At 71.1% G+C, this 22,121-nt stretch carries 20 protein-coding genes; 8 read left to right on the top strand and 12 right to left on the bottom strand.

Going from position 1 to position 22,121, the window contains the following annotated elements; genetic code table 11:
• The first annotated feature begins 2 nt into the window (after nt 1-2).
• Nucleotides 3-416 carry a hypothetical protein gene (locus IEY73_RS04720; RefSeq protein WP_189077711.1) on the top strand — a complete coding sequence of 138 codons (414 nt, stop codon included), beginning with the start codon at nt 3-5 and terminating at the stop codon, nt 414-416.
• On the opposite strand, the gene IEY73_RS04715 is transcribed toward IEY73_RS04720, so the two are convergent.
• Genes IEY73_RS04715 through IEY73_RS04695 form a run of 5 tightly spaced genes read right to left on the bottom strand, consistent with a single transcriptional unit; the run spans nt 346 to nt 5,003 of the window.
• Nucleotides 346-1,227 carry a DUF6807 domain-containing protein gene (locus IEY73_RS04715; protein WP_189077710.1) on the bottom strand — a complete coding sequence of 294 codons (882 nt, stop codon included), beginning with the start codon at nt 1,225-1,227 and terminating at the stop codon, nt 346-348. The two genes, IEY73_RS04720 and IEY73_RS04715, sit on opposite strands and share 71 nt — an antisense overlap.
• A gap of 30 nt (nt 1,228-1,257) precedes the next feature.
• Nucleotides 1,258-1,863, bottom strand: a complete 606-nt coding sequence (locus tag IEY73_RS04710; RefSeq protein WP_189077709.1) for a hypothetical protein — start codon at nt 1,861-1,863, stop codon at nt 1,258-1,260.
• Between the two features lie 19 nt (nt 1,864-1,882).
• The gene (locus IEY73_RS04705; RefSeq protein ID WP_189077708.1) at nt 1,883-2,686 is read right to left on the bottom strand and encodes a sugar phosphate isomerase/epimerase family protein; all 804 of its coding nucleotides are present in this window, start codon (nt 2,684-2,686) and stop codon (nt 1,883-1,885) included.
• Nucleotides 2,683-3,840 carry a DUF993 family protein gene (locus tag IEY73_RS04700; protein WP_189077707.1) on the bottom strand — a complete coding sequence of 386 codons (1,158 nt, stop codon included), beginning with the start codon at nt 3,838-3,840 and terminating at the stop codon, nt 2,683-2,685. Before IEY73_RS04700 ends, IEY73_RS04705 begins: the two co-directional genes overlap by 4 nt.
• Nucleotides 3,837-5,003: a Gfo/Idh/MocA family protein gene (locus IEY73_RS04695; RefSeq protein ID WP_189077706.1), complete on the bottom strand. Its 1,167-nt coding sequence runs from the start codon at nt 5,001-5,003 to the stop codon at nt 3,837-3,839. Before IEY73_RS04695 ends, IEY73_RS04700 begins: the two co-directional genes overlap by 4 nt.
• A gap of 142 nt (nt 5,004-5,145) precedes the next feature.
• Between IEY73_RS04695 and IEY73_RS04690 the strand changes: the two genes are divergently transcribed.
• Nucleotides 5,146-6,171, top strand: a complete 1,026-nt coding sequence (locus IEY73_RS04690; RefSeq protein WP_189077705.1) for a LacI family DNA-binding transcriptional regulator — start codon at nt 5,146-5,148, stop codon at nt 6,169-6,171.
• 7 nt (nt 6,172-6,178) lie between these two features.
• On the opposite strand, the gene IEY73_RS04685 is transcribed toward IEY73_RS04690, so the two are convergent.
• From IEY73_RS04685 to IEY73_RS04670, 4 genes are all read right to left on the bottom strand, one after another.
• Nucleotides 6,179-7,861, bottom strand: coding sequence for a GGDEF domain-containing protein (locus IEY73_RS04685; RefSeq protein WP_189077704.1), 1,683 nt, complete (start codon nt 7,859-7,861; stop codon nt 6,179-6,181).
• 104 nt (nt 7,862-7,965) lie between these two features.
• Nucleotides 7,966-8,742 carry an ABC transporter ATP-binding protein gene (locus IEY73_RS04680; RefSeq protein ID WP_189077703.1) on the bottom strand — a complete coding sequence of 259 codons (777 nt, stop codon included), beginning with the start codon at nt 8,740-8,742 and terminating at the stop codon, nt 7,966-7,968.
• Nucleotides 8,743-8,752: 10 nt separating this feature from the next.
• Nucleotides 8,753-9,544: an ABC transporter permease gene (locus IEY73_RS04675; protein WP_189077702.1), complete on the bottom strand. Its 792-nt coding sequence runs from the start codon at nt 9,542-9,544 to the stop codon at nt 8,753-8,755.
• A gap of 93 nt (nt 9,545-9,637) precedes the next feature.
• Nucleotides 9,638-10,660: an ABC transporter substrate-binding protein gene (locus IEY73_RS04670; RefSeq protein ID WP_189077701.1), complete on the bottom strand. Its 1,023-nt coding sequence runs from the start codon at nt 10,658-10,660 to the stop codon at nt 9,638-9,640.
• 391 nt (nt 10,661-11,051) lie between these two features.
• Between IEY73_RS04670 and IEY73_RS04665 the strand changes: the two genes are divergently transcribed.
• The 5 genes from IEY73_RS04665 (at nt 11,052) to IEY73_RS04645 (ending at nt 17,681) form a co-directional block, all read left to right on the top strand.
• The gene (locus IEY73_RS04665) at nt 11,052-11,990 is read left to right on the top strand and encodes a DUF6282 family protein (protein WP_189077700.1); all 939 of its coding nucleotides are present in this window, start codon (nt 11,052-11,054) and stop codon (nt 11,988-11,990) included.
• 214 nt (nt 11,991-12,204) lie between these two features.
• The gene (locus IEY73_RS04660) at nt 12,205-13,128 is read left to right on the top strand and encodes a carbohydrate ABC transporter permease (protein WP_189077699.1); all 924 of its coding nucleotides are present in this window, start codon (nt 12,205-12,207) and stop codon (nt 13,126-13,128) included.
• Nucleotides 13,121-14,020, top strand: coding sequence for a carbohydrate ABC transporter permease (locus tag IEY73_RS04655; RefSeq protein WP_189077698.1), 900 nt, complete (start codon nt 13,121-13,123; stop codon nt 14,018-14,020). Before IEY73_RS04660 ends, IEY73_RS04655 begins: the two co-directional genes overlap by 8 nt.
• A 25-nt stretch (nt 14,021-14,045) precedes the next feature.
• The gene (locus tag IEY73_RS04650; protein ID WP_229715494.1) at nt 14,046-15,356 is read left to right on the top strand and encodes an ABC transporter substrate-binding protein; all 1,311 of its coding nucleotides are present in this window, start codon (nt 14,046-14,048) and stop codon (nt 15,354-15,356) included.
• 27 nt (nt 15,357-15,383) lie between these two features.
• Nucleotides 15,384-17,681: a rhamnogalacturonan lyase gene (locus tag IEY73_RS04645; protein WP_189077697.1), complete on the top strand. Its 2,298-nt coding sequence runs from the start codon at nt 15,384-15,386 to the stop codon at nt 17,679-17,681.
• Between the two features lie 16 nt (nt 17,682-17,697).
• Here IEY73_RS04645 and IEY73_RS04640 read toward each other — a convergent pair whose 3' ends face one another.
• Entirely contained in the window at nt 17,698-18,204 is a 507-nt protein-coding gene (locus tag IEY73_RS04640) for a DinB family protein (protein ID WP_189077696.1), read from the bottom strand.
• 220 nt (nt 18,205-18,424) lie between these two features.
• Here IEY73_RS04640 and IEY73_RS04635 point away from each other — a divergent pair, with 220 nt between their 5' ends.
• Nucleotides 18,425-19,012: a hypothetical protein gene (locus tag IEY73_RS04635; RefSeq protein WP_189077695.1), complete on the top strand. Its 588-nt coding sequence runs from the start codon at nt 18,425-18,427 to the stop codon at nt 19,010-19,012.
• An 81-nt stretch (nt 19,013-19,093) separates the two neighbouring features.
• Here IEY73_RS04635 and IEY73_RS04630 read toward each other — a convergent pair whose 3' ends face one another.
• Together IEY73_RS04630 and IEY73_RS04625 are read right to left on the bottom strand one after the other, a co-directional pair.
• Complete coding sequence (locus tag IEY73_RS04630) at nt 19,094-20,617, bottom strand: catalase (RefSeq protein WP_189077694.1); 1,524 nt, start codon at nt 20,615-20,617, stop codon at nt 19,094-19,096.
• Nucleotides 20,618-20,831: 214 nt separating this feature from the next.
• Nucleotides 20,832-22,118, bottom strand: a complete 1,287-nt coding sequence (locus tag IEY73_RS04625; protein WP_189077693.1) for an SGNH/GDSL hydrolase family protein — start codon at nt 22,116-22,118, stop codon at nt 20,832-20,834.
• Between the last annotated feature and the right edge of the window lie 3 nt (nt 22,119-22,121).

Genomic DNA, 22,121 nt, shown 5'->3' with positions numbered 1-22,121 from the left:
GCGTGCATGCGTTCGCCTTCCTGACCTGGCCGTGCTGGATCCTGCCGGCTCTGCTGGTGGCGATCTGGCTGCTGTTGTGGTTCGCACGCAACGGCAGCCGCACCCGGATGTGGTACGCGGGCACGGCCCCTCTCGTCTGCGCGGCAGGCATCGTGATCGGCGTCGTCACGATGTTCACGGCCGGGGACCGCACGCCGGCGGACTCCTGCGCCGGCCCGCAGTCGTGCGCGGCGGCGGGCCACGCGGCGCACTGGGCCTCCAGCCTGTCCTCGATGTCCGACGTGGGCGCGTTCCTTGTTCTGAACGCGCTGATCGCGGCGGCCGTTTCGCTTCCCCTGCTGGTCGTCACGGCTGCGGTGGAGCTGCCCCGGATGGCGGCTGCCCGGGAACGGACGACGGTCCCGGGGCGGCGCTGACCTGTGCCCGCGCCACCTCGTCCCGGGTCAGCGTCCCGTCGGCGACCAGCACCCGCACCTCCCGACGCAGTGGCGCGCCCGGCCCGACGGTCAGCGTGTGCCGGAACGCCCAGGCCGCGCACACGCCCGCATACTCCGCGGTGCGCACGAACCACCGGTCGGCGCCCGCCAGCCCGTCCAGCACGAGGGTGTACGCGTCCGCCACGGTCAGCGCCACCCACGGCGCGGCGCTGCCGTTCACCTCGCCCGCGCCGCGGTGCCGCGCGGTGAACGTGTCCGCCGCTCCCGGACCCGCGCGCCAAAGAAACCCGCCGTACCCCGCTCCCCCGCTCCGCCCGTGCGTGGCCGGGCTGCCCAGCACGACCGGGACGTCATCCGCCGCGGCCAGCTCGCACCTCAGGCGCAGGCGCCACCCGTACGGCGGGGCGGCCTCGGCGGTGATCCCGCGCCGCTCGGTGAGCAGCACCCGGCCGGCCGCATCGCACCAATGCAGCTCCTGGTCGAGGCCGTCGGCGGACGGTCGCCACGCATGGTGCGTGATCCGGCCGTGGTCGCCGCACCACTGATACCCGGCGCCGCGGACGTACGTGCGGCCGCCCCACAGGTTGACCCCGGCCACGTCGGCGACCGCGATCGAGGCGCCCAGATGCCAGGGATGGTCGAAGCAGAGCGCGTCGGTGACCGTGACGCCGCCCAGCGTGCGCACCGGATGCAGGTACGGGCGGGGCGCCAGCCGCACGTCCAGGTCGGGATCGACCACGTACGTGGCGACCGGCGCACCGTCCACACGCAGGTCCCGTTCGACGGCCATGGCGCCTCCTCTCCTCCGGCGGAACGCCGGTCACCGCGCCGGGGTGCCGCGGACCCGGAAGTCGCGGCACCGCCCGATGTCGTCGAACGAGCCGAAACCCACCCGGCCCGCGCCGAAGGTGCGGTCGGTCGCGGTCAGCAGCGGGTCCCGATCGCCGTCCAGGTGCACCGCGATCCGGCCGGTCGCCGGATGGTGCCGCACCGTCACGTGGTGCCAGGCGTCGTCGGTGATGGCCGGGGCGGCCCGGCTGCGGCGCCCGTCCCACTGGTCGTCGATGCGCTCGCGGTCCGCGTCGTGCACCTTGAACACGCCGTTGTGCGGATAGATCGTGTTGTCCGCGCACAGGTGCGCGTAGTAGAAGCGGGTGTCGCTGCGGTGGCCGAAGACCACGATCACGTCCCGGTTCCGGTTCGTCACCGGCTCGTCGGTCCGCACCCGCGCGTCGATGCGCACCGCGGAGAACTCTGGCCCGGCGGCGAGCAACGCGTACTCGAAGGGCCGGCGCGGGCCCGGACGGCTGCGGCCCGACTCGGCCAGCACCACCTCGCCGTCGGCGAACCGCCATCGCGCCGGAGTGACCGGCGCCCAGTCCTGCGGCCGGGCGGCGCCCACGAGCCGGATCTCGCCGTCGGTCACGTCTCCTCCTCCCGGTCCCTCAGGCTACGTGCGTGCGGTACGCGGCGATCGCCTCGTGCAGCACCGAACGGCCCGGACGCGCCCACAACGCGGCGTCGAACACCTCCACCTCCACCGGCCCGGCGTATCCCGCGGCGTCCACGGCTTCCCGGAACCGGCGCAGATCCACGCAGCCCGCGCCGGGCAGACCGCGGCCCAGCAGCACGCCCGCGGGTAGCGGGGTCACCCAGTCGGCGACCTGGAAGCAGGCGATGCGGTCCGCGCGCCCGGCCCGCTCGATCTGCGTCCAGACCTCGTCGTCCCACCACACGTGATAGGTGTCCACCACCACCCCGACGGCCGCGCTCGGATGCGGCGCCGCCAGGTCCAGCGCCTGGCGCAGACTGGACACCACGCACCGATCGGAGCAGAACATCGGATGCAGCGGCTCCACGGCCAGCCGCACCCCGCGCTCCAGCGCGTACGGCGCCAGCGCGCCGAGAGCGTCGGCCACCCGGCCGCGGGCCCCGTCCAGGTCGCGACTGCCGGGCGGCAGGCCGCCGCAGACGAGCACCAGCACCGGGGCGCCGACGGTGGCGGCCTCGTCGAGTGCCCGCCGGTTGTCGTCCCACCAGTCCGGCCGCTCGAAGAAGCCGCCGCGGCACAGCGACGTCACGGCGACCCCGCAGTCACGCATCAGCGCGGCGGTCGCGGCCGGCCCGTACGCCTGGACGTCCTCGCGCCACAGCCCGGCCCCGGCGACGCCCGCGGCGGCGCACTCGCGCGCCAGCTCGGGCAGCGGCCAGCCCTTGGTGGTGGCCTGGTTCAGGGCGAAACGGTTCACGGCTGGTCCACCCCCACGGTGGTGAAGAAGGCACGCGCCCGGTGCGCGGCGAGTTCGGCGTCGGGCAGCGTGCCCGCGGCGTCGGCCAGGCGCAGCAGGGTGCCCAGATGCCGGGGCGACCGCGCGCTCCGCGCACCGCCCAGCATGGTGCAGTGGGACTGATGCCCGGCCAGCCAGGCCCAGAACACGATGCCGGTCTTGTAGTGCCAGGTGGGCGCGCGGAACAGGTGCCGCGCCAACGCCACCGTCGGGGACAGGATGCGCGCATACCGGCCGGTGTCACCGGTGTCCAGGGCGCGCAGCGCCGCCGCGGCCGGTGGCGCGATCGCGGCCAGCACGCCCAGCAGCGCGTCGGAGTGCCCGTGGTCGTCGCCGCGGATCAGGTCCGGATAGTTGAGGTCGTCCCCGGTGTACAGCCGCACCCCGTCCGGCAGGCGGCGGCGCAGCGCCACCTCGAAGCCGCGGTCCAGCAACGAGAGCTTGACGCCGTCGACCCGGCCGGGACGCGCGGCGATCAGCGCCACCAGCGCGTCGGCAGCGCGTTGCGGATCCTCGCTCCCCCAGTAACCGGCGAGCTGCGGATCGAATGCCGGGCCCAGCCAGTGCAGCACCACCGGCGTGTCCGCCTCCTCGTCCAGCAGCCGGCCGTAGAGGCTCAGATAGTCGTCCGCGCCGCGGGCCGCCGCCGCCAGGTGCCGGCTGCACATCACCACCGGCACGGCGCCGGCCTCCTGCACGTCGGACAGTTGCCGGGCGTACGCCGCCCGGATCGCCGGCAGCGTCGCCGGGCCGGGTGGCAGGTGGTCGGTGGCCACGCCGGCGCAGATCGCCCCGCCGACCGCCCGAGCCCGGTCCGCGCTGCGCCGGATCAACTCCCGCGCACACGGGTAGTCCAGCGCGGCGCCGCGCTGCGCGGTGTCCATCGCCTCGGCCACCCCGAAGCCGTGCGACCAGAGGTGCGTGCGGAAGGCCAGCGTGGCGTCCCAGTCCGGGGCCGCCGCGGCGCCCGGCACGTTGTCCGCCAGCGGGTCCGCCACCACGTGCGCGGCGGCGTAGGCCACCCGGCTGGTGAACGGCGGCCCGGGGGTGACGTGCTCGGCGCCGGCACCGCTCAACGCGTACCGCCCGTCCGGCAGAGCGACCACGACGCTCACGCGGCGCCGCCCGCGACGAGGTCCGGAATCTCGATGCGGCGTCCCTCGCGGGCGGAGCGCAGCCCGAGTTCGGCCAGTTGCACGCCGCGGGCGCCGGCCCAGAGGTCCCAGGTGTACGGCTCGCCGCACGCCACATGGCGCAGGAACATCTCCCACTGGGCGCGGAAGCCGTTGCCGAACTCGTCGTTGTCCGGCACCTCCTGCCACTGGTCGCGAAACGCCTCGGTGACCGGCAGGTCGGGATTCCACACCGGCTTGGGGGTGGCGGCGCGGTGCTGGATCCGGCAGCCGCGCAGCCCGGCCACCGCGCTGCCGTGCGTCCCGTCGACCTGGAACTCGACAAGCTCGTCGCGGTGCACCCGCACCGCCCACGAGGAGTTGATCTGAGCGACGATGCCGCCGTGAAGTTCGAAGAGGCCGTACGCGCTGTCCTCGGCGGTGGCCTCGTAGGCGCGCCCCTGCTCGTCCCAGCGCCGGGGTATCGCCGTGGTGACGTGCGCGGTGACCGCGCGCACCGGCGCGAACATCTGTTCCAGCACGTAGTGCCAGTGCGGGAACATGTCCACCACGATGCCGCCACCGTGCTCGGCCCGGTAGTTCCAGCTCGGCCGCTGCGCCGGCTGCCAGTCTCCCTCGAACACCCAATAGCCGAACTCGCCGCGCACCGACAGGATCCGGCCGAAGAAGCCGCCGTCGATCAGCCGCCGCAGCTTGCGCAGTCCGGGCAGGAACAGTTTGTCCTGCACCACCCCGTGCCGCACCCCGGCGGCGTCGGCGGCACGCGCCAGTTCGACGGCGCCCTGCACGGTGGTCGCGACCGGCTTCTCGGTGTAGACGTGCTTCCCGGCCGCGACGGCCTGCCCGATCGCCTTCTCCCGCTCGCTGGTCACCTGGGCGTCGAAGTAGATCTGCACGTCCGGACGGGCCAGGGCGGTGGCCAGGTCGGTGCTGATCTCGGTGAGCCCGTGCCGGTCCGCGATCTGGGCCAGCTTGGCCTCGCTGCGCCCCACCAGCACCGGCTCCGGCCAGAGCACCTGCGCGTCGGCGACGGGCACGCCGCCGGCTTCCCGGATGGCCAGCAGCGACCGGACCAGGTGCTGCCGGTACCCCATCCGGCCGGTGACGCCGTTCATCACGACGCCGATCGGCACACGTACGGCCATGGCCGTGACCTCCCTCGTCGGCGCCGGCGCCATGGCGGATGCGCCTGAAGCACCGAGGTAAGCGCTTTCCTGGCAGATTAGCGGCGTGCCGCAGGTACCGGCAAGCGCTTACCGGGACGGACCGGTGCGCTATTCTCGGCCGGTGGTGACCCTCGCGGACGTCGCGCGGCACGCTGGCGTCTCGACCGCCACGGCGTCCCGCATCATCAACAACAGCCCCAAACCGGTCGCCGAGCACCTGCGCGAGCGGGTCCTCGCCGCGGTCAACGAGCTGCAGTTCGTGCCCAACGCCAACGCTCGGCAACTGGCCCGCGCGGACCGCAGCGCGGTCGGCGTCATCGTGCACGACGTCTCCGACCCCTACTTCGCCGAGATCACCCGCGGGCTGCAGCGGGTCGCCGCCGAGCACGGCCGCCTGGTGATCATCTGCAACAGCTACCGCGACCCGGAACGCGAGCTGGCCTATGTGGATCTGCTGCACGCGCATCGCACCGCGGCGATCGTGCTCGCCGGCTCCGGCTACCACGACACCGCCGCCACCGCGCGGCTGCAGCACAAGCTCCGCGTCTACCGCGACGCCGGCGGCCGGGTGGCGGTGGTCGGCCGGCACGAGCACACCGGCGACGCGATCGTGCCGGAGAACGAGAAGGGTGGCTACCTCGCCGGCGACGCCCTCTATCGGCTCGGGCACACCGCCATCGGGGTGATCGCCGGGCCGCGTCACCTGACCACCACCACCGATCGGCTGGCCGGGCTGCAACGCGCGGCCCGCGAGCACCGCCGCCGGATCACCTCGCGGCACGTCGTCTACGCCGGGTTCGACCGCGACGGTGGCGTGACCGCCGCCGCGGAACTGCTGGAACGCAACCCCGCCATCACCGCGCTGGCCGCCCTGAACGACTCGATGGCCGTCGGCGCCCTGGCCTGCCTGCGCGAGCGCGGGATCGACGTGCCGGAACGGGTCAGCGTCATCGGCTTCGACGACATGCCGGTGGCGGTGGACGTCACCCCCGCGCTGAGCACCGTCCGGCTGCCGCTGGAGGAGATCGGCATGCGCGCGATGGCACTGGCGCTGCGCGGCGGTCAGGGCGCCCCCACCACGGAAACCGCCGCCGCCCGGCTGGTGCTGCGCGGAAGCACCGCCGCCGCGCCGCCCCAGGGCCGGTGAGCACGGCTCAGGCGGCCTCCGGCAGCCCCGCGCTGACCCGGTTGCGACCCTCCCGCTTGGCTCGGTAAAGCTGCTCGTCGGCGCGGCGCAACGCATCGGTCAGCGCCGTCTCCGCCGACCCCTCGCCCAGCATCGCCAGCCCCACGCTGATCGTGACGGCCAGGCCGGGCTGCACCGTGTGCCATGGCCAGGCGGCCACTGTCGAACGGATGAGTTCACAGCGCTGAGCCGCGGCGTCCGGGTCCAGACCGTGCAGGGCGATCAGGAACTCCTCGCCGCCGAACCGCGCGACCAGATGCGGCTCGCCCACGGTGTCCCGCAGCAGCGCCGCCAGCCGGCGCAGCACCACATCGCCGACGGGGTGGCCGAAGCGGTCGTTGACGTCCTTGAAGAAGTCCGCGTCGGCGATCGCCACGCACATCGGCCCGCCGCCGGCCGCCAGCTCCGGCAGGCGCAGTTGCGCGCACCGCCGGTTCGGCAGACCGGTCAGCGGATCCTCGCGGGCCTGCTGCGCGAGCTGCCGCCGGTCCTCCTCCAGCTCGACGCTGCGCACCCGGTGCAGCTCGGCCTCCAGCCGGGCGTTCGCCGTCTCCAGCCGGGCGTTGTCCAACTCGAAGTGATGCACCGCCATCCGGGCGCGGGCGGCGGCGACCTCGTTGTGCGTGCGGCGCTCCAGCCGATGGTGGGCGCGGTAATGCCGCAACGCCGCGCCACAGTCGCCGGTCTGCTCGTAGGCCTCGGACAGCTCGCGGTGGATCTCCATCTCCATCGGCACCTCGCCCGCCTCCACGGCACGGTCCAGGGCCGCGAGCAGCCCCTCGATGGCCCTCGTGACCTGTCCGCGCATCAGACGTACGCGGGCCTGGTGCTGCAGCGCGGCGGACTCCAGCGACCGATATCCGTGAATGACCGCGATCGCCCGGGAATCCTCGATCAGGCGCTCGGCCTCGGCGTAATCCCCGGTCAGCGCGAGCAGCATGCCGTAGTTGTCCAGGCAGATGGACTCCCGGAAGGGATGCCGGGCGGCGCGGGCGAGACCGAGAGCTTCGGTCACGCACTGCAGCGCCTGGGTGAGCACCTGGTGTGCCGCGCCGGTGTCGCCGTCGGCCCGCAACTGCGGAACCCGGTGCGTGCCGTTGTCGCCCACGTTGTTGAGGATGCAGAACCGGGCCTCGTCGTCCATGCCGTCGGCCATGCCCAGCGCGGTCATCAGGTATCGGGTGCTCAGTTCGCGGTCACCCATGCTGCCGTGCACCACGCCGGTGCGGTTGTGCACCCAGTAGAGCAGGTCGCGGTCGCCGAGGCGCTGCGCGATCTCCCGGGCGTCGGCGAGCGCCTGCAGCGCCTCCTCGTGCATGCCCAGCTCGTTGAGCGGCATGGCCAGCACGGTGAGCACCCGGCAGGTGGCCGGGTCGTCGCCGATTTCGGCCAGCAGCACGGCCGCCGCGCGGCAGGCGCCGACCGCTGCCTCCTGCTCACCCAGGCGCAGTAGCTGGTCCGCCATCGACCGCAGCGCCCCCGCGCGACCCGCCAGATCGCCGACCGAGGCCGCCAGCTTCTCCGCCTGGCCGGCCAGTTCATGGCCGCGCCGGTAGTCGCCGGCCAGGCGGGCCTCCTCGGCCTGGTCGAGCAGCGCGGTGACGTGCGGCGACCGGGAGCCTGCCGGAGTGCGCGCGATGTCCGTGGCCATCGGACGCCCGCCTCCTCCCGCCGGGAGAACGGACCGCAACCCGGACACCTTCCCATCGCCGGGCCGGGCCTGGACTTGAGGAGATTCCGCTTTGCGGTTGCGGCTCAGGCCGGGTGGTGGGCGGCACCTTCCTCGGCCAGCAGCAGGTGATGCAGCTCGGCGGAGGCGCCAGCCACCTCCTCCAGGTGGGCGTTGTGCCCGAACGACCGCGGACGCGGGATGTCGATGCCGATCACCTTGCGCAGCCGGCCGGGACGGGCGCTGAGCACCGCCACACGGTCGGCCAGCAGCACCGCCTCCTGGATCGAGTGCGTCACGAAGACGACCGTGGTGCCCAGCTCCATGTGGATGCGCTGCAGCTCCACCGCCAGCTCCTCGCGGGTCAGCGCGTCCAGGGCGGAGAACGGCTCGTCCATCAGCATGACCTTCGGCCCCTGGATCAGCGCCCGGCACAGCGACACCCGCTGCTGCATGCCGCCGGACAGCTCATGCGGCAGGCGTTTGGCGAAGCCGCCGAGGCCGGTCATCTCCAGCAGGTTCTGCGCCTGACGGCGGTGCTGCGCCCGGGACCATCCGAAGATCTCCACCGGCAGCAGCACGTTGTCCAGCACCGAGCGCCAGGGCAGCAGGGCCGGGCGCTGGAAGACCATGGCCACGTCCCGGCGTGGGGTGGTGACCCGGTCGCCGGCCACCGTCACCCGGCCCCCGGTCGGCTTGAGCAGGCCCCCGATCAGCCGCAGCAGGGTGGACTTCCCGCAGCCCGAACGCCCGATGACGGCCACGAACTCACCGGCACCGATGGTCAGGTCGATGTCCTGCAGCGCGTGCACGCGCCCGCCCCGGGCCTTGAAGGTCTGGGTGGCCGCCTCAATGGTGATCATGGTGACTCCGTCAGGACGCGATCGCGGCGGCCCACGGCACGAGCAGGCGCTCGATGGCCACGATCAGATAGAAGAGGACGACTCCGGTGATGGCCAGCAGCACCAGCGCGGCGAAGGCGAGCGGGGTGTCGGCGGAGGATCCGGAGCCCACGATGACCGAGCCGAGACCGTGGTCCGGGCTGACCACCTCGCCGATCACCGCGCCGATGATGGCCAGCGGGGTGGCCACCTTGATGCCGACGAAAATCTGCGGCAGCGCCCACGGCAGGCGCACCTTGACGAACGTCTGCCACCAGGAGGCGGACAGCGACCGGCCGAGCTCGCGCAGATCGGCCGGGGTGGAGGTGAGCCCGGCCATGGTGGACACGATCACCGGGAAGAAGCTGACCAGGACCACCATGACGATCTTGGGCGAGTTGCCGAAGCCCATCCAGACCAGCAGCAGCGGAGCCAGCGCCACCTTGGGCACGGCGTTGATCGCGGCCAGCAGCGGCATGGTCATCCGCTCGACGGTCCACGACGCGGCCAGCAGCACCGCGATGAGCAGGCCGCCGGCGACCGCGATGCCGAATCCGATGAGCACCCGGCTGAAGGTCACCCAGGTCTCGTTCATCATGAAGCCGGGATCACGCATGAAGGCATCGAGCACGTCGGCCGGGGACGGCACGAAGAACGGATCGATGTGCAGGGCGACGGTCACGAGCCACCACAGGGCGACCGCGAGGATCGCGCCCAGCGTCGGCAGGGCCGTGTTCGCCCACGCCCGGGTCAGCGTGGATCCCGTGCTCTGCTGCGTGGCCATCGAGCACTCCGTGGAAATCGGTCTGTCAGTTCTCTGGTGCGAAACCGCCCCGCAGGCGGCGGCCGGGTGGCTGCCGCCCGCGGGGCGTCGGGCTCAGCTACTCGGGACGATATCGAAGTCGGCAACCTTGTCCGGGGTCAACCCCGGCGGGATCAGACCGGCGCTCTGCAGCACGGCGATGCTGTGCGTGACCCGCGTCTGGTCGATGCTGCCCAGCGGCGCGCCGCTGGCGGGGGCGGTGTACGGCTTCATGGCCTCGATCTCGGCGACCGCGGAGTCCTCCGAGGAGGTCGGCTCGGCGGCGTGCAGGCTGGCGGCGGCCTCGTCCGGGTGGTCGAGGGCGTACTGCAGGCCCTTGAGCGCGGCCCCGATGAACCGCTTGACCAGGTCCGGGTTGCTGGAGATGAGCTCCGGCTTGGCGATGATGACGTTGCCGAACAGGTCGCTCAGGTAGTCGCTGTACGGCATCACCACGGCCTGCTTCTTGGACGCCGACTCCAGTGCCTTCTTGCTGAGCAGGAAGGTGCTCAGCGCGTCCACCTTGTTGCTGGCCATCAGGCCGTTCAGCGCGGTGGACTGGGCGCCCTGGATGGTCACCGAGTCCGGGTCCAGCCCGGCCAGCTTGGCGTACGCCGGGAACAGCAGCTCGCTCACCGAGCCGGCGCCGGTGGCCACCGTCTTGCCCTTCAGGTCGGTCGGCTTGGTGATGCCGGTGTCGTCGGTGGTCATGATGGAGACCAGCGTCTGCTGGTGGATGGCCGCCACCGCACGCCAGTCGGTGAACTTGCCCTTGCCGGCCTGGATGATGGCGCCGGTGTAGTCCAGCGCGGAGAACTGGACCTGGTCCGACTTGACCGCCGACAGGTTGCCGGTGCCGGTGCCCTTCTGGATCGTGATGTCGATGCCGGCGTCCTTGAAGAAGCCCTTGTCCTTGGCGAGCCAGATGAAGGCGTCGCGGCCCAGGGCACCGAACGCCGTCATGTAGGTGACGGAGTCGGTCTTGCCGGAGTCGCCGGTCGATCCTCCTTCGGTGCTGTCGTCGGAGCTCGTGCAACCACTTGCTGCGGCCAGCGTCGCGGCCAGCAACAACGCCAGCACACGAGAACGCCTGATCATGCTTTTCCTCCCGAGGGATTGACCGTTTCGGCGATGAAGATCGACTGCCCGTACCCACACTGCACGGCCGTCTTCGCTATTGACGCCGGGCCACCGGCCGACGTCCGGACGAGATCGTAGAGCAGCATCGATCCGCTGTCATCGGCGGATTCGGACAATGCGCCCCCGCCCGCATCCCGCGGCCACCGGAGAGATCGGACATCCATCCAGGTCAGCACGGAGATGATGAGGCGTCATCCTGTGTGCAAGATTGTCGCCAATCCGGTATGCGGCATCCCTCAAACGGGCTCCGCGGCGGCGCCGCCCCATCCGCCGAGAGGTCTCGACGGTGCTCTATGATCCAGTTCGCCGCCCGGACGCGACACTGCTCGACCCGATCGGAAGGAACGTCATGACGGACCACCCCACCCCGTCGGATGCCGCCCGCGATCTGGTTGCCGGCGCGTATGACACGCACGTCCACATCGCCCCGGACGTGATGGAGCGCCGGGTCGACGACCTGACACTGGCTCGCCGCTTCGCCGAGGTGGGTCTCGCGGGATTCGTGATGAAGTCGCACTACGTGGCGACCGCGGAGCGGGCCGACGTGGTTCGTCGCGCGGTGCCCGGAGTGGACGCGCTCGGCGCCGTCACGCTCAACGGTTCGATGGGCGGCATGAACCCGGCCGCGGTGGAGGTCGCCGCTCGCGAGGGCGCCCGGATCGTGTGGATGCCCACGGTGGACTCCCGCAACCAGCGCAGCAGCACCGCCAGCGACCTGCCCGGCGCCAAGCCGGCGATGTGGGGCGCGTTGCAGGCCAGCCTGCGCGAGCAGGGCATCATCCCGGACATCGTGGAGGTCGTCGACCAGACGGGCGCGGCGTTGGAGCGGGTGCGTCAGGTGCTGCGCGTGCTGGCCCGCCACGACCTGGTGCTGGCCACCGGCCACCTGTCCGGGCCGGAGATCCTCACGGTGGTCCGCGCGGCCCGCGAGGAAGGGGTGCGGCGCGTCGTGGTGACCCACCCGGAGTTCACCTCCCAGCGGCTCTCCGTGGCACAGCAGCGTGAGCTGGCCGACCTGGGCGCGCTGATGGAGCGGTGTTTCACCACGCCGTACACCGGCAAGGTGTCGTGGTCGGACCTGTTCGACAACATCCGCCGTGTCGGGCCCGAGCATTCGGTGTTGTCCAGCGACCTCGGTCAGCCCTTCAACCCTCCGGTGGAGGACGGGTTGCCGCTGTTCGCCGAGCGGCTGCTGGACGCCGGCTTCTCCGAGGCCGAGGTGCGCACCATGGCGGTGACGAACTCCCGCATGCTGGCCGCCCCGGCGGGCGCCGACGCGACGAAGTAGGCGCCGCGCCGTTTCCGGCGCGCGGGTTCTGAAACGTTCAACGCCGGGAAGCGTCCCGGCGCCTTCCGCGCGGGCCGGGACGACGGCAGCACCGCCACGCCCGCAGTGAAACGATCCATGTGACTTCCCCGTAGCGGTTGACCCAGCGACGCCGGTCGATGCAAACTCAGGAAACCGCTTTCCTGAGGGGTTCCGGCCGGGCGAGGGAGGTCACGTGAGCGCTCTCGACGCCCGCCCGCGCAAGCGCGACAACCACGCCCGCCCGCGCAAGCGCGACAACCGCGCCGCCGTCGCGTTCCTGCTCCCCTGGTTCGGCGGCCTGGCCCTGATCACCGCCGGGCCGGTCGCGGCGTCGTTCGTGCTCGGCTTCACCGACTACAACCTCATCCAGCCGCCGCGGTTCAACGGCCTGACCAATGTGCACCGGATGCTCTCCGACGAGCGCCTGCACCACGCCTTCGGCGTCACCGTGGTCTACGTCGTCGTGTCCGTGCCGCTGCAACTCGCCGCGGCTCTGGGGCTCGCCATGCTGCTGGACCGGGGTCTGCGCGGGATGGCGTTCTACCGCTCGGTGTTCTACCTGCCGTCGCTGCTCGGCGGCAGCGTGGCCATCGCGGTGCTGTGGCGGCAGATCTTCGGCGCGCAGGGGCTGCTGAACCAGGTGCTCGGCGTGGCCGGGGTGCCGGACCGCAGTTGGATCGCCGACCCGGACACCGCCCTGTCCACCCTGATCGTGCTCAACGTGTGGACCTTCGGCGCCCCGATGGTCATCTTCCTGGCCGGGCTGCGGCAGATCCCGGTCATGTACTACGAGGCGGCAGCGGTCGACGGAGCGAGCCGGTGGGCGCAGTTCCGCGCCATCACCATGCCGCTGCTCTCCCCGATCATCTTCTTCAACCTGGTGCTCCAGGTCATCCACGCGTTCCAGGCGTTCACCCAGGCGTTCGTCGTCTCCGGCGGCAGCGGCGGGCCCTCCGACTCCACCCTCTTCTACACGCTCTACCTCTATCAGCGCGGATTCAACAACTTCGACATGGGGTACGCGTCGGCGCTCGCCTGGCTGCTCCTGCTGATCATCGCCACCTTCACCGCGGTCAACTTCTGGGCCGCCAGACACTGGGTCTTCTATGATGACTGACCTGAAGGAGCGCGGCGTCCCGGTGGTCACCGAGGGCGATCCGCCGCCGAGACGCACGCGGCTGCCGTCCGCGGTGCGGTCGGTCGCCAAGCACGCCGGTCTCAGCCTGCTGGCGCTGGTGATGCTGTACCCGGTGATCTGGATGGTGGTCAGCTCGCTGCGGCCGAACAACGACATCTTCCGTTCGCCGGGGATCGTGCTGGACAGCCTGCAGGTCTCCAACTACGGCACCGGTTGGAACGCGCTGGCGTCCCCGTTCGGCCACTACATGATGAACTCCGCGATCGTTGTGCTGGGCTGCATCATCGGCAACCTGGTCTCCTGCTCGATGGCGGCCTATGCATTCGCCCGGCTGGACTTCACCGGCAAGCGCCTGTTCTTCGCGATCATGCTGGGCAGCATCATGCTGCCGATCCACGTGATCATCGTCCCGCAGTACATCATGTTCTCCCAGCTCGGCTGGGTGAACACGGTCCTGCCGCTGATCGTGCCGAAGCTGCTGGCCACCGACGCGTTCTTCGTCTTCCTCATGGTCCAGTTCATCCGGGGGCTGCCGCGCCAGCTCGACGAGGCGGCCCGGATCGACGGCGCCGGGCACGGACGGATCTTCCTGCGGGTGATCCTGCCGCTGATGCGCCCGGCGCTGGCCACCACCACGATCTTCACCTTCATCTGGACCTGGAACGACTTCTTCAGCCAGCTCATCTACCTGACCGACCCGGACAAGTACACCGTGCCGGTCGCGCTGCGGTCCTTCGTGGACTCGACCGTGGCGACCTCGTGGGGCGCCATGTTCGCCATGAGCGTCGTCTCCCTGCTGCCGATCTTCCTCGCCTTCCTGTTCGGTCAGCGCTACCTCGTGAAGGGCATCGCGACGACCGGCATCAAATGACCACCGGCTCCGGAAGGACACGCCCATGCGCAACGGAATGACCCGACGCTCCGTCCTCCGTCTCGCGGCCGGCGCCGGCGCCGGCGCGGCCCTCGCCGCCTGCGGCGACGGCGGCGGCGACGCCGGCGCCGACATCTCAGGAGATCCGGTCACCCTGCGCTTCACCTGGTGGGGGTCGGACGCCCGGCATCAGCGCACCCGGCAGGTCATCGACCTGTTCACCAAGGCGCACCCGAGCATCACGGTGAAGGGCGAGTTCAAGGAGTGGAACGGCTACTGGGACAGCCTGGCCACCACGGTTGCCGCGAACGATGCCCCGGACATCATCCAGATGGACGAGCTCTACCTCTCCTCGTACGCGCAACGCGGCGCCCTGCTGGATCTGGCCACCGCAGCCAAGCACCTGAGCACCGCACGGTTCGACGCCAACGCGCTGGACACCGGCAGGGTGGAGGGCACGCTGTACGCGCTGCCGACCGGGCTCACCGCGTACGCGATGGTGGTGAACACCGATCTGCTCGGCCGGTTCAAGCTCGCGGTGCCGGACGATGCCACCTGGACCTGGGACGATCTGAAGAACCTGGGCGCGCAGGTGTCCCGGGCGTCCGGCGGGTCCGTGCACGGCGTGCAGTCGTGGGGTTTCGACACCGGCGGCCTGAACGTGTGGGCCCGGCAGGCCGGCGCCTCGCTCTATGACGCGCAGGGCAACGTGGGGATGCCGCCGGACGTGCTGGCGAGCTTCTGGCAGTACCTGCTGGACCTGACCACCCAGGGCATCGCACCGAAGCCCTCGGTCACCATCGAACAGGGCGCCGGGGGCCTCGACCAGTCCGGCACCGCCACGAACACCGCGGCCTTCGGCACGTGGTGGAACACCCAGCTACCGTCGCTGGCCGAGGCGAGCGGGCAGGAACTGCGGCTGCTGCGCCAGCCGGGCGAATCGCGGGCCCCGTCGCCCGGCGCCTACCTCAAGCCGTCGATGTTCTGGTCGATCTCCGCGCGCTCGGCGCACCCCGCCGAGGCGGCCCTGTTCGTCGACTTCCTGGCCAACTCCACGCAGGCCGGCGACGTCCTGCTCACCGACCGCGGCGTACCGGCCAACACCGCTGTCCGCGCGGCCGTCCTGCCGAAGCTCTCCGGAGCGGACAAGGCCGCTGCGGACTATCTGGAGGCGATCCAGGTGGGCCCGGCGCCGCGCGTCACCCCGAACGGCGCCAGCGACATCGAGGCGATTCTCAAGCGCCACACCGAGGAGGTGCTGTTCGCCCGCCGGACACCGGCGCAGGCGGCGGCCGGCTTCATCAAGGAGTTGCAGGCCGAGATCGATGCGGCCTGATCACGCGTACGGATGAGGAGGCAGGCGATGATTTCGCGCATCACGGCCGCGGCCGGTGTGACGGTGCTGGCGCTGGCCGGTGTGCCGGGTGCACCCGCCGCCGCGGGTGCACCCGGGCATGGCATCGCCGGGCATGGCATCGCCCTGGAACGGCTCGACCGCGGTCTGGTCGCCGCCGTCACCGGTGACGGCGTCTTCCTGAGCTGGCGGCTGCTGCGCGGCGAGGTGTCCGGGCATTCACCGACCGGCGTGACCGGGACGGACTTCGCCGTCTACCGGGACGACCGGCGCATCGCCACGGTCACCGACAGCACCAACTACCTCGACGGGCGCGGCGCCGCGACGGACCGGTACCGGGTCGTGCCGCTGCGGCACGGGGTCGCGGCCGGGCGCGGTGCGACGGTCGCCCCCTGGTCGGCTGGCCACGTCGACCTGCCGCTGCGCAAGCCGCCGGACGGCGTCACGCCGACCGGCGAGACATACACCTACTCGGCCAACGACATGAGCGTCGGGGACGTGGACGGCGACGGCCGGTACGAGTTCGTGGTCAAGTGGGACCCGTCCAACTCCAAGGACGTGTCCCAGGTGGGATACACCGGGCCGGTGCTGGTGGACACGTACGAGCGGAACGGCACCCTGCTGAACCGGATCGACCTGGGCGTCAACATCCGGGCGGGCGCGCACTACACCCAGTTCCTGGTCTACGACTTCGACGGCGACGGCCGCGCCGAGATGATGATGAAGACCGCGCCGGGCACGCGGACCCTCCGGTACGGCGCGGACGGCCGGGTGGTGTCGCAGCGCTTCATCACGATGCCCCGTGCGGACGTGCGGGCCGGCTGGTCCCCGCACGACGACTACCGGATGAGCGCGGCGGACTACTACCGGCACATCGTGGATCTGTTCCTGGGCTGGCACCGGCTGCCCGAGGTGGCGGCGGGTCACTGGCCGACCACGCTGGAGGAGGCGTTCGGCATCGCCCCGGCATACGCGTACCCGCTGCGCCGCCCGGACGCGGAGGCACTGGCGGACTACTTCATGGACGTGTACGCGCCGTCGCGCAGCGAGCGGAACAACCTGCGGGCGTTCGAGGGCTTCATCCTCACCGGGCCGGAGTACCTCACCGTGTTCGACGGGGTGACCGGCCGGGAGCTGCAGACGGTCCGGTACCGGCCGGGACGGTACGACGACGGGCTGATGTGGGGCGACTACGCGATGCCCCGGATCGAACCGGGCAACCGGGTGGACCGGTTCCTGGCCGGCGTGGCATACCTGGACGGCCGCCACCCGTCCGCGGTCTTCGCCCGTGGCTACTACACCCGTTCCACCCTGGTGGCGTACCGCTGGACCGGCCGGCGGCTGGTGCAGGACTGGTATGTGGACAGTGGCTGGACGCCGATGAGCAACCCGTTCCACGACTCGCCGCACGGGCGGGACGGCACCAACCCGGAGTTCGCCACGCTGACCACGCAGGGTTTCCACTCGATGAGCGCGGCGGACGTGGACGGCGACGGGCGTCAGGAGATCGTCTACGGGTCCGCGACCATCGACGACGACGGCAGCCTCAAGTATTCGTCCTTCGACGTGCTGCCCGAGGGCAGCGCGGCACCCGGCGAGCGGGTCCGCCTCGGGCACGGCGACGCCATGCACGTCACCGACATCGACCCGGACCGTCCCGGCCTGGAGATCTTCACCGTGCACGAGAACGCCACCCTGGCGCCGTACGGGATGGCGATGCGCGACGCGGCCACCGGGCGGGTGCTGTTCGGCGCGTACTCCGGCCGGGACACCGGTCGCGGCATGGTCGGCGACGTGCTGCCGCAGGTGCGCGGCATCGAGTCGTGGGCGAGCATGCCCGGCGGCTCGGAGGCGCTCGGCCTGCACACCGCGACCGGCGAGGTGACGCCCGGCCCGATCCCCGGCACGAATCAGAGCATCCGCTGGGCGGCGGATCTGACCACGCAGATCCTCGACGGGGCGATCGACGTCACCCCGCGGATCGAGGACTGGCAGCGCGGCACGCTGCTGACCGCCGAGGGCACCCTGGCCAACAACGGCACCAAGGGCAACGCCTGCCTGATCGCGGACGTGTTCGGGGACTGGCGCGAGGAGTTGCTGCTGCGCACCGCGGACAGCTCCGCGGTGCGTATCTATCTGAGCACCGAGGTGACGCGCCACAAGATGTACACGCTGATGCAGGACCCGCAGTACCGGGTGGAGGTGGCCCGCCAGCAGACGACCTACAACCAGCCGTCCTATCCGGGGTTCTACCTGGCCGCGGACACCGACTGGGCGCGGGTGCCGGGAGCCGCCGGGCGGGACTGAGCCCGCGCCTGCGGCATCAGTCGCCGGTCGCGCCGTCGATCTGCTCGCGCAGGATGTCGGCGTGGCCGGCGTGCCGCGCCAGCTCCTCCAGCATGTGCACGTAGATCCAGCGCAGGGAGACACGCCCCATTCGATGGTGCGGCACGGCGTCGTCCAGCTCCATGCCCGCCGCGATCTCCCGGGAGACCGCGCACGCCTGCGCGAACTCGGCGCGGACGTCGGCGATGGTCTCCGTCTCGGCGACCTCCCAACTGTCGTCGTCGCCGCGGGAGTTGCCGGAGATCTCCGCCGCGGGCCGTTGCCCGAGGCGCTGCTGGAACCAGCCCCGCTCCACCGCCGCGCAGTGCTTGACCAGGCCGATGAGGGTGGTCAGCGAGGGGACCTGACGCCGGCGCACCTCGGCCTCGGACAGGCCGTCCAGCTTGGCGGCGAGCACTCGCCGGTAGTAGTCGACGAAGGTTTCCAGGGTTTCCCGCTCGCCGGCCGTGCTGACGAGTTCTTCCGCTTCGAGATCCACTGTCATGCCCGCAGCCTACTGTTTCGCAACGCTGCGCAACGCATTGACCTCAATCTATTACTTGTCGTAACGAAACAACTACTTTCTGTCCTGATATAGAACACGCTGCGTTAATGATCCACTTCGCGCTAAATGAATACTTGCCACCCCGATGTCGGGTTTCCCCCAAGTGACGCCGGGCACTGCACGATTCGACAGCAGTCAATCAACAGAAGGGGACACCCGAATGCGAATCAGAAGCGCATCGCGGATGCTGGTGGCCGGCGCTCTGGCCATCACCACGGCCGTCGCCGTCGCCGCACCCGCACAGGCTGCACCGGCGCCCGCGCCCGCACCGACCGGTCTGAGCAACGCCGCCGGCAGCCTGACGTCGGAGGTCGAGGGTTCGTTCACCGACGCCGCCGGCGCGCTGGGTTCGGTCTCCGGGGACTTCAGCCCCACGAAGTTCGCGAAGAGCGGCAACGGCATCACGGCCACGGGCATCCTGACGGCCACGCTGACCGACTCCACGGGAACCGCCCTCGGGACGGTGCAGCGCACCGTCAGCATGCCGGTCGAGCTGCCGACCGGCGTGGCCACCCGGGCCTCGTGCCCGGTGCTCAACCTGATCCTCGGCCCGCTGCACCTGGACCTGCTCGGCCTCGTGGTCGACCTGAACCGGGTGATTCTCAACATCGTCGCCGAGTCCGGCGCCGGGAACCTGCTCGGCAACCTGGTCTGCGCCATCGCCAACCTGCTCAACGGCGGCTTGAACCTGCCGCTGGCGATGATCGTCGACCTGCTGAACCAGATCCTGGCCATCCTCCGGATGTGATCATTATGAGCTGAACCAGCGGCGCCCCCCACGCAACTTCGTGGGGGGCGCCGCTGTCTTCTCGAACAGGCCCGCGTCGGCTCAGGCCTTGGCCTGCATGCTGGACCGGGCCGGGTTGCCCTGCTGGGCCGCCTTCGGGTCCTTCTCGTTCTGCTTGGCGCGCACACCGGCCTCGACCCGGTCGCCGAGGCTCTTGTCCACGTTGTGCCAGTACTCGAAGGCACGCAGCAGCACCGGCTCGGTCACCCCGTTGAGCAGGTGGCCGACGATGTTGTCCACCAGCCGCTCGCGGGCCGCGTCATCGAGCACCTCCCGGACCATGGTGCCGGCCTGGCCCCAGTCGTCGTCCTCGGCGCGCAGGGTGTACGCGGTGCGCACCATCTCCCCGTCGGAGTACCACGTGCCGCCGTCGTCGGTCCGCGCCGGGTCGGCCTGCGGGCCGCCGTACGAATTTGGCGCGTACACGGGATCGCTGACGTTGTGCACCCGCATGGCGCCGTCCTTGGAGTAGCTGTGCGTCTCCACCTTGGCGGAGTTCACCGGGATCTGCTTGTAGTTGACCCCGAGCCGGGCGCGGTGCGCGTCGGCGTAGCTGAACCCGCGGGCGAGCAGCATCTTGTCCGGCGACAGCCCGGTGCCGGGCACCGTGTTGTTGGGCTCGAACGCGACCTGTTCCATCTCGGTGTGGTAGTCGGTCACGTTGCGGTTCAAAGTGAGCTTGCCGACCTCCTGCAGCGGGTAGTCACTGTGCGGCCACACCTTCGTCAGGTCGAACGGGTTGAACCGGTACGTCTTGGCGTCCTCGAACGGCATGAGCTGCACGTGCAGCGTCCAGCTCGGGAACTGCCCGGCGGCGATGTGGTCGTACAGGTCACGCTGGTGGTAATCGGTGTCGGCGGAGGCCATCTGGTCCGCCTCGTGCTGGGTGAAGCACTCCACACCCTGATCGGTCTTGAAGTGGTATTTCACCCAGAACCGCTCACCGGCGGCGTTGATCCACATGTACGTGTGGCTGCTGTAGCCGTTCATGTGCCGCCACGTACGCGGAATGCCGCGGTCCCCCATCAGCCAGGTGACCTGGTGCGCCGACTCCGGCGACAGGGTCCAGAAGTCCCACTGCATGTCGTGGTCGCGCAGGTTGTTGTCCGCGCGGCGCTTCTGCGAGCGGATGAAGTGCTGGAACTTCATCGGGTCCCGGACGAAGAAGACCGGCGTGTTGTTGCCGACGATGTCCAGGTTGCCGTCGCTGGTGTAGAACTTCACCGCGAAGCCACGCGGGTCACGCCAGGTGTCGGGGGATCCACGCTCCCCCGCCACGGTGGAGAACCGGATGATCACATCGGTCTCGGCGCCGGGCTGGAAGACGGCCGCCCGGGTGAACGCGCTGACGTCGCTGGTGACCTCGAAGGTGCCGAACGCGCCGCCGCCCTTGGCATGCGGCTGCCGCTCCGGGATCCGTTCGCGGTTGAAGTTCGCCATCTGCTCGATCAGGTAGTGATCCTGGAGCAGCAGTGGACCGTCCGGACCGACGGTGAGCGAGTGCTCGTCGCTGGCGACCGGTATCCCGGCGTCCGTGGTGGTGGGCCGACGTTCATGTGTCGTCACGCGAAACTCCTTACGTCGGATGTGTCTGCCTCCCCCGGCGGTGGAGACCGCCACCGGGGCGGGCAATCCCTGCATCGTCGACCTGGTACCCGGCGCGCGGCGGCGGAATCACCACCACGGCATTTCCGGCGTGACGCGCCGGTCGGCGACGACGGATCCAGCATCCACCTTTTCTGGAATGAGTCAAGTTGAGCGCTACGGGCGGGCGGGCCGCTCAGCGGAAGAAGCGCAGCGGGACCGCCGCCGCCATGGCGGCCATCCCGGTGTCGTTGGGATGCAGGTGGTCGCCGCTGTCGTAGGCGGGCCGCAGGCGCAGCGGATCGGCCGGGTCCTGCATCGCGGCGTCGAAGTCCACCACGCCGTCGTATTCGCGCGACGTCCGGATCCAATGGTTGAGCGTCTGCCGCTTGCGCTCGTTGTCCTCGGTGAAGAAGCCGAGCGTGTCGCCCTTGAACGGCAGGATGGTGCCGCCGAACGCGGCGATGCCCGCCTCGTGCGCCCGCGCGATCAGTTGCCGGTGACCGGCGATGAGATCCGCGGCGGAGACCGTCTCCGACTCCGGCGCCACGGTGCCCGGATGACCCAGGTCGTTCACGCCGAGCAGGACGATCAGATAGCGCGCCGCCGGCTGGGCGAGCACGTCACGGTCGAAGCGGCGCAGGGCGGCCTGCCCGAAGTACGCCGCGTACGCTTCCGCACCGCTGCCGGCCGGCGGATGGGGGTCGTGCAGCAGCCGGTTGCCGGAGACGCCCAGATTGAGCATCCCGCGGTCGAGGTGCGCCGCGCGCAGACGCCCGGCCAGCAGATCCGGCCACCGGTGGTTGACGTTGTTCGCGGTGTTCGCGCCGTTGGTGATCGAGTCGCCGAGCGCGACGATCGCCGTGTGCCGCGACCGGACGCTGACCCCGGACAGGAAGTAGTCCTGCGTGACGGTGGCGGCCGGGGTGACCGAGCGGGCCCCGGTGACGTTTCCGGCGGCGACCACGTTCTCCTGGTAGGCGAACGCGGCCACGGTGGTGACCGCGGTCGGACCGGGCAGATAGAGGCTGATCACCAGGTCGCTGCCGTCCGGCACGTCGAGCCGCACCGGGTCGCTGATCAGCGGAGCACCGGCCGGCACGGTCACCGACGTCCGTCCGCCGAAGGTGAGGCGCCGGTCGGTGCCGGGCACCGTGTCGGTGCTCGCGGGCGAGCCCGACCGTCGCGCCAGCCGCGCCTCGCCCACGACCAGCGGCACCGGCCCGAATTCATTGGTCAGCCGGACCCGCACCTCGTCGCCGCCGAGGCTGGCGTGCACCACGTGCCGGACGGTCTGGTCGGTGACCGTGCCGACCGCGGAGTCCGGGACGGTGGTGGGCACGGCCGCCCAGGTGCCGGCCCAGGCTCCCGCGGGGCCGGCACCCGGCGGGCGGCCGGCCCACGCCGGCGCGGGCGCGGACGCGGTCGCCGCGGCCAGCGCGGCGCCCGCGCCACCGGCCAGAAGCTCACGTCGGGTGGCCATGAG

This window comes from Mangrovihabitans endophyticus (assembly GCF_014646155.1).
GTDB classification, from domain to species: domain Bacteria; phylum Actinomycetota; class Actinomycetes; order Mycobacteriales; family Micromonosporaceae; genus Actinoplanes; species Actinoplanes endophyticus.
Note: the sequence above shows the minus strand (reverse complement) of the source record. Positions and strands in the feature narration are given on the sequence as shown.